5 protein-coding genes are annotated in these 6,752 nt (G+C 35.0%); all 5 read left to right on the forward strand.

Annotated features, from left to right (window positions below; all coding sequences use genetic code 11):
- Window positions 1-411 precede the first annotated feature (411 nt).
- From PVA17_RS23980 to PVA17_RS24000, 5 genes are read left to right on the forward strand one after another with little or no spacing between them, the layout of a single operon-like run.
- Window positions 412-1,401: an ABC transporter ATP-binding protein gene (locus PVA17_RS23980; RefSeq protein WP_274069218.1), complete on the forward strand. Its 990-nt coding sequence runs from the start codon at window positions 412-414 to the stop codon at window positions 1,399-1,401.
- Between the two features lies 1 nt (window position 1,402).
- A complete protein-coding gene (locus tag PVA17_RS23985) occupies window positions 1,403-2,347 on the forward strand; it encodes an ATP-binding cassette domain-containing protein (RefSeq protein WP_132357500.1) in 945 nt (314 codons plus the stop codon).
- 2 nt (window positions 2,348-2,349) lie between these two features.
- Window positions 2,350-3,312 carry an oligopeptide ABC transporter permease gene (opp4B, locus tag PVA17_RS23990; RefSeq protein ID WP_132357499.1) on the forward strand — a complete coding sequence of 321 codons (963 nt, stop codon included), beginning with the start codon at window positions 2,350-2,352 and terminating at the stop codon, window positions 3,310-3,312.
- 26 nt (window positions 3,313-3,338) lie between these two features.
- Window positions 3,339-4,241: an ABC transporter permease gene (locus PVA17_RS23995; RefSeq protein ID WP_248718123.1), complete on the forward strand. Its 903-nt coding sequence runs from the start codon at window positions 3,339-3,341 to the stop codon at window positions 4,239-4,241.
- Between the two features lie 13 nt (window positions 4,242-4,254).
- On the forward strand, window positions 4,255-6,039 hold the full coding sequence (locus tag PVA17_RS24000; protein WP_274069217.1) for an oligopeptide ABC transporter substrate-binding protein: 1,785 nt from the start codon (window positions 4,255-4,257) through the stop codon (window positions 6,037-6,039).
- Window positions 6,040-6,752: the final 713 nt, after the last annotated feature.

Raw genomic sequence — 6,752 nt, forward strand, 5'->3', positions numbered from 1 at the left:
ATGAAATAATAAATAATGAAAATTTGTAAACTCGATTTCTAATGATTTTGATGATGATGTAAAGTCGAAATTGTATTTATTTTTACAATAATTTAAAAATGTACTTGATTTAGTATATTAATTCTAGATAAAATGATGATACAATTAATTGTCAGATAATTCTTTTGTTGGAATAATAGTTCGGGAATGAGAGTGATTATTAATGACAACAATTTATTTGAAATTAAGATGTTAATTATATTCAAGGATGAAAATGTTTTAATTTTTCTGAAAATTGAAATGCGCGGTGAAGAAAATATTAAGTAAACCGTATAAACAAAAGCAAATTCATTTAAATTGAATATGGCCTTAGTAAGTTGGTTTTTTCTTTTGATTTGATAGGGAGGTAATCGTGTGACAAATAATCATGAAATGATTATTGAGATTAATAATTTACGTACAAGCTTTCGGCGAGCAGATGAATATTTCGCTGCAGTAGATGGTGTTGATTTGCGCATTCGAAAAAATGAGGTGCTTGCAATTGTAGGTGAGTCAGGTTGTGGTAAAAGTACTTTAGCTACATCAATTGTTGGGTTACATAATCCTATCAACACAAAAATAGAAGGTGAAATATTATATAAAGGTAAAAACTTGGTAGATATAACCGAGCAGCAATATACCCAGTTACGCGGTAGTGATTTCGGTTTTATTTTCCAAGATCCACTGGCTGCACTGAATCCGTTAAAGAGAATCGGTTTCCAAATTGAAGAACCGCTTATATACCATACTGATTTAAATGAAGCACAACGCCGTGAGCGTGCAATGGAGTTATTACAGCAAGTAGGTATACATAACCCGGAACGTATTTATAAGCAATATCCGCATGAATTATCAGGTGGTATGCGACAACGCGTAATGATAGCGACAGCGATTGCATGTAAGCCACCTCTTATTATAGCTGATGAACCAACAACGGCATTAGATGTAACGATTCAAGCGCAAATACTAGATTTATTAAAAGATTTACAAATAGAAACTGAGTCAGGCATTTTGTTAATTACCCATGACTTAGGTGTAGTAGCTGAAGTAGCAGATCGTGTTGCAGTCATGTATGCTGGGCAAATTGTCGAAGAAGCGCCAGTTATTGAATTATTTAAAAATCCTAAACATCCATATACACGTTCGTTATTGAACTCTATCCCTCAATCCCATCAGGTAAATGAAAAGTTAGAGGTTATTCATGGTATGGTTCCTTCATTATTTAATTTGCCACGTGGAGGTTGTCGCTTTGCACCACGTATTCCATGGATTGACGAAAGCGCCCATGAGGAAAATCCAATATTACATGAGGTAGGACCAGAACATTTTGTTCGCTGTACGTGTTGGAAAGACTTTCACTTTAAGAAGGATGGGGGAAAATAATATGAGCTTTATGCAAATTAAAGATTTATGCGTGCATTATCCTATCCGTGGTGGTTTCTTCAATACCATTGTAGATCATGTTTATGCGGTAGATGGCATAAGTATGGAGTTTGAAAAAGGAAAAACTTATGGTCTTGTTGGAGAATCAGGATGTGGTAAATCGACAACAGGTAAGGCAATTATTGGTTTAGAGAAAGTAACATCGGGCCAAATAATCTATGAAGGACAAGATGTAACGAAAATGCGTCGTAGCGGTAAATCAGGATTTAATCGTGACGTACAAATGATTTTCCAAGATTCTCATTCCAGTATGAATCCAAGAAAACGCATTCGTGATGTTATTGCAGAGCCTATTCGAAATTTCCTACGTTTAAGTGAGCAGGAAGAACGAAAACGAGTTAATGAGCTTTTGGCGATTGTTGGGATGCAAGAGGATGCCCAATATAAATATCCTCATGAATTTTCTGGTGGTCAAAAGCAACGATTGGGTATTGCACGTGCTATGGCATGTCGTCCCAAATTAATTATTGCAGATGAACCTGTTTCAGCACTTGATTTATCCGTACAAGCACAGGTTTTAAACTTTATGAAAGATATACAAGAGGAATTTGGCGTAACGTATTTATTCATTTCACATGACTTAGGTGTTGTAAAGCATATGTGTGATGAAATCAATATTATGTACCGAGGACGCTTCGTGGAAAAAGGACATAGAGAAGATATTTATGATGATCCGCGTCATATTTATACACACCGTTTATTATCTGCCATTCCAGATATTGAGCCTGAAACACGTGTAGAACGTAAGCAAGAGCGTTTAAAAGTAAGTCAGTATTATAAAGAAAATCAGCATAAATTTTTTGATAAAGACGGAAAAGTTTATCCTTTACAATCAATTTCAGATACACATGCTGTTGCATTGGCGTCGATTGAAGGAGGAATGTGATTATGTGGAAAACGGTTCTTCGAAGAGTCATCATCATGGTTCCACAAATTATTATTTTAAGTATGTTAGTGTTTATCATTGCTAAGCTAATGCCAGGTGATCCATTTACAGGTTTAATGGGACCAGAGACAGATCCTAACCGTATTGAAGAGTTACGCGAAGCAGCAGGCTTAAACGACCCATGGTATCAACAATATGCCAGATGGGTATCAAATGCAGTGCATGGCGACTTAGGGAAAAGCTACACATATCAACGCAGTGTAACATCACTTATTGGTGAACGAGCTCTCAATACGTTCTACTTATCATTAGTTGCAATGATCCTAACGTATTTAATTGCAATTCCGTTAGGACTTCTAGCAGGTCGTTATCAAGATTCTCGATTAGACCGTGGAATCGTATTTTATAACTTTTTAAGTATGGCAATACCGCCGTTCGTGTTTGGTTTAATTTTAATTTATGTATTCGGCTATATATTAGGCTGGGTTCCAACATCAGGTTCAGTAAATGTATTAACTGAAAAAGGTACTTTATCTTACTATTGGGATAAATTATACCATATTATTACACCTGCTATTACGATGGCGGTTTTGGGGACGTATACAATCATTCAATATTTACGTTCAGAAATTATTGATTCAAAAAACCAAGACTATGTTAAAACAGCGCGTAGTAAAGGTTTACCAATGAATAAAGTATATACACGACACATTTTCCGTAATTCATTAATTCCGATTGCGGCGGGTCTTGGGTTCACTATTACAGGTTTACTAGGCGGAACTATCTTTATTGAAACAATCTTTAGTTATCCAGGTATGGGAGAACTATTCATGTCTTCAATTGCGAGTCGTGACTATAGTGTAATTACAGCACTTATCGTGTTGTATGGTTTCTTGGGGTTACTTGGAAGTATGTTATCAGATATTATTTTAAGCATCGTAGACCCACGAATACGTATCGACTAACTTGCAAAGAATAGAGGTGACTTTACATGGATAAAACAGAAGAGAAAAAATTAGAAGAACAACATCGCCCAGCAGTAGGTTTCCAAGTCGTATGGCGTGAGTTTAAAAAAGATAAAATAGCGATGTTTTCATTAATATTTATAACATTATTAGTAGTAGCGGTATTTATTGCTAGTTTTATTATTGATGTAGAAGAAATAATGAAAGTTAAATTACTAGGTCGCTTTGCGGAGCCGGGTGTTGATGGATATATTTTAGGTGCAGATGACGCAGGGCGTGATATTTTTGGACAATTAATTATCGGAGCTAAAAACTCTTTAATTATTGCTATATGTATTACGCTTATTGCAGCAGTTATCGGTATTGTTATCGGTTTAATTACTGGCTATTATGCGGGTAAAGTTGATCTTGTTATTATGCGAATTATGGATTTTATTATGATTTTACCTAGTTTTATGATTACGATTGCCATTGTTTCAACGCTAGAGAAATATTCACCGATCCACATCGTTATCTTATTAAGTATGTTTGCTTGGATTGGGAAGGCAAGGTTAATACGTAGTAAAACATTAACAGAAGCCCGTCGAGATTATGTAAGTGCTTCAAAAACGATGGGTACAAGTGATTTTAAAATTATGTTTAGAGAGGTTTTACCAAACTTAAGCTCTATTATTATCGTTAACTTAACATTAAGTTTAGCGGGTAATATGGGTGCTGAAACGGGTCTTTCATTTTTAGGGTATGGCTTACCACCTTCAACACCAAGTTTAGGTACTCTAGTAAGCTATGCAAGAGATCCTGAGATTTTAGTAGATAAATGGTGGATTTGGTTACCTGCAGCATTATTTATTTTAGTGATGATGCTTGGTATAAATTATGTTGGTCAAGCGTTACGACGTGCGGCTGACTCAAGACAACGATTAGGCTAAGGAGGAAGGGTAAATGAAGAAAAAAAGCGTTTTTCTGCTAACTTTACTATTAACACTAGTTTTAGCACTAGCGGCATGTAGTGGAGGGGGCAAAGAATCTTCAAAAGATGACAAGAAGAAAACAGCAACTCGTAGTTTCCCAATGGAAGTAAAGAATGAAGGAGAACCAATTAAAGGTGGTGTTTTACAAGTAGCTTTACCATCTCCATCACCGTTCAAAGGTGTTTTCTTACAAGAACTTTACTCAGATGGCAATGACTCAGCAATTATGAAATTTGCAAGTAACATTATTTTTGAAAATGACGGTGACTTCCAAATAACAGATAAAGGACTTGCTACTCTGAAGGTCGACGCAGATGCAAATAAAGCAACTGTAAAAATACGTAAAAATGTAAAATGGTCTGATGGAGAGCCATTTACAATCGACGATGTTATTTTCCCTTATGAAATTATCGGTCACCCTGATTATGAAGGCGTTCGTTATGACGATGATTTCCAAAATATTATTGGGGCTGAAGAGTACCATGATAAGAAAGCAGATACAATTTCAGGTTTAAAACGAGTAGATGATTATACATTAGAAATTTCATTTAAATCAATTTCACCAGCAATTTACAGCGGTGGTGATGGATTGTGGAGTTCAGCTGTACCAAAACATCAATTAAAAGATATTCCGGTAAAAGATATGATAAGCTCTGATGCAGTGCGTGTAAATCCAGTAACTTTAGGGGCTTTCAAGTTCGATAAAATTGTAAATGGTGAGTCTGTAAAATTTGTTAAAAACAAATTTTATTGGAGGGGTGAACCTAAACTTGATGGGGTAGTAATTAAAGTAGTTTCACCAGAAACATTACCGAAGGCATTAAATTCAGGAACTTATGACATAGCGGTAGATGGTTTCCCAGGTTCAAAGATTACACAAATTGAAAATTCTAAAAACTTAGCAATTTTATCGCGTCCTCGATTAGGTTATAACTATTTGAGCTTTAAGCTAGGTAAATTTGATAAAGCAAAAGGAATTAACGTAACAGATAAAAATGCAAAATTAAGCGATCCAAAATTACGTCAAGCATTAGCTTATGCAATCGATGTAGAAGAGGTAAATGAAAAATTAGGCAATGGTATTAATACACGTGCGACAACGTTAATTCCTCCGGCATTTGCTTCATTCCATACAAAAGATATGCCAGGCTTCACGTATGATAAGAAAAAGGCGCAACAATTATTAGATGAAGCAGGTTATAAAGATGTAGATGGCGATGGTATTCGTGAAGATAAAGATGGTAAACCATTTACAATTAAATTAGGTGCACAAGGTGGTACCGAGGTTCTAGAATCTACGATTGAATACTACCGTCAAAATTGGAAAGAAGTCGGTATTAATGTTGAATTAGCTTCTGGTCGTCTAATGGAGTTTAACTCATTTACTGATAAGCTTAAAAAAGATGATCCAGAGATTGAAATGTTCTTTGGTGCTTGGGGTACAGGAACAAATCCATCTCCAAAAGGATTATATGGTGAGGGTGCTTTATTCAACTACTCACGTTTTGTATCACCTGAATTAACTGCCATTTTAGATGATATCGATTCTAAAGAATCTTTAGATGCAAATCATCGAAAAGAAGCATTCCGAAAGTTTGAAGAGTATATGTTTGAACAGGCTACAACAATTCCAACTGTAGCAATTACTGAACTAATTCCAGTTAATAAACGTGTTAAAAACTATAATGTTGGCTATGGAAATGAAACTCAATACCATGAAATCGAGTTAACTGCTGATGCTCCATTAAAAAACTAATAGCACATAGTTAAGTATAAGAGTATAAACTGTAGGCAAATTCTTTAAGAAGAATTTCCTACAGTTTTTTGCGTTACTTTAATTTCTTTCAATAATTATTTTCTATAGCGAAAGCACAGCGTCAGCTACACAAGTCTACTTTTTAACGTGTGTCCACACGATTAAAAAGAAATAGGTCTGTTTCATAGTGTAGGACCGTACATTAACTAAAATAAGCAAGAAAAAGCATTCGTTGCGATATCACATTATTGCTTAAGTTAATTACATAATGCGACAATAAGGAACTATTTAGTCAAATCAAAATCCCCTTGTAGCTTTTCATTCATCAAATTAAAACACAATCCATAATTATTATCTAATTTTATGTCGAGAAATTAATTTATTTTTTACAAAAAAATAAGTAGATGTCCGTAAAAAATAAATGAATTAAATTATTTGTCTTCTATAATAATTCTTGCTTTAAGGCGTTGATGTGTTAATAGAAAAAATTATTTATTAATAGTTATTAGGGAAAAGATAGTTCATCACCAAAAGGTGTGGATGACTTTTGTTAAAGCGTCTACTAAGTAAATAGTTGATTGGAGTGGAGACTGGGCGACTCCTCGGGGATCAGTAATAGAGGAACGAAGGCTAAAAGCATCACATCCTGTGATAACGCCTTCGTGACCAACATCGTGCTGCTGTCGCTACGTTGCACTCACGCTTTCGCGCAA

Origin of the sequence: Lysinibacillus sp. CNPSo 3705 (genome assembly GCF_028674935.1) — a bacterium.
In the GTDB taxonomy this organism is placed as follows: domain Bacteria; phylum Bacillota; class Bacilli; order Bacillales_A; family Planococcaceae; genus Lysinibacillus.

Coding starts and splice junctions, on each gene's coding strand:
- PVA17_RS23980 (WP_274069218.1), top strand. CDS start 412: ATGATTATTGAGATTAATAATTTACGTACAAGCTTTCGGCGAGCAGAT.
- PVA17_RS23985 (WP_132357500.1), top strand. CDS start 1,403: ATGAGCTTTATGCAAATTAAAGATTTATGCGTGCATTATCCTATCCGT.
- opp4B (WP_132357499.1), top strand. CDS start 2,350: ATGTGGAAAACGGTTCTTCGAAGAGTCATCATCATGGTTCCACAAATT.
- PVA17_RS23995 (WP_248718123.1), top strand. CDS start 3,339: ATGGATAAAACAGAAGAGAAAAAATTAGAAGAACAACATCGCCCAGCA.
- PVA17_RS24000 (WP_274069217.1), top strand. CDS start 4,255: ATGAAGAAAAAAAGCGTTTTTCTGCTAACTTTACTATTAACACTAGTT.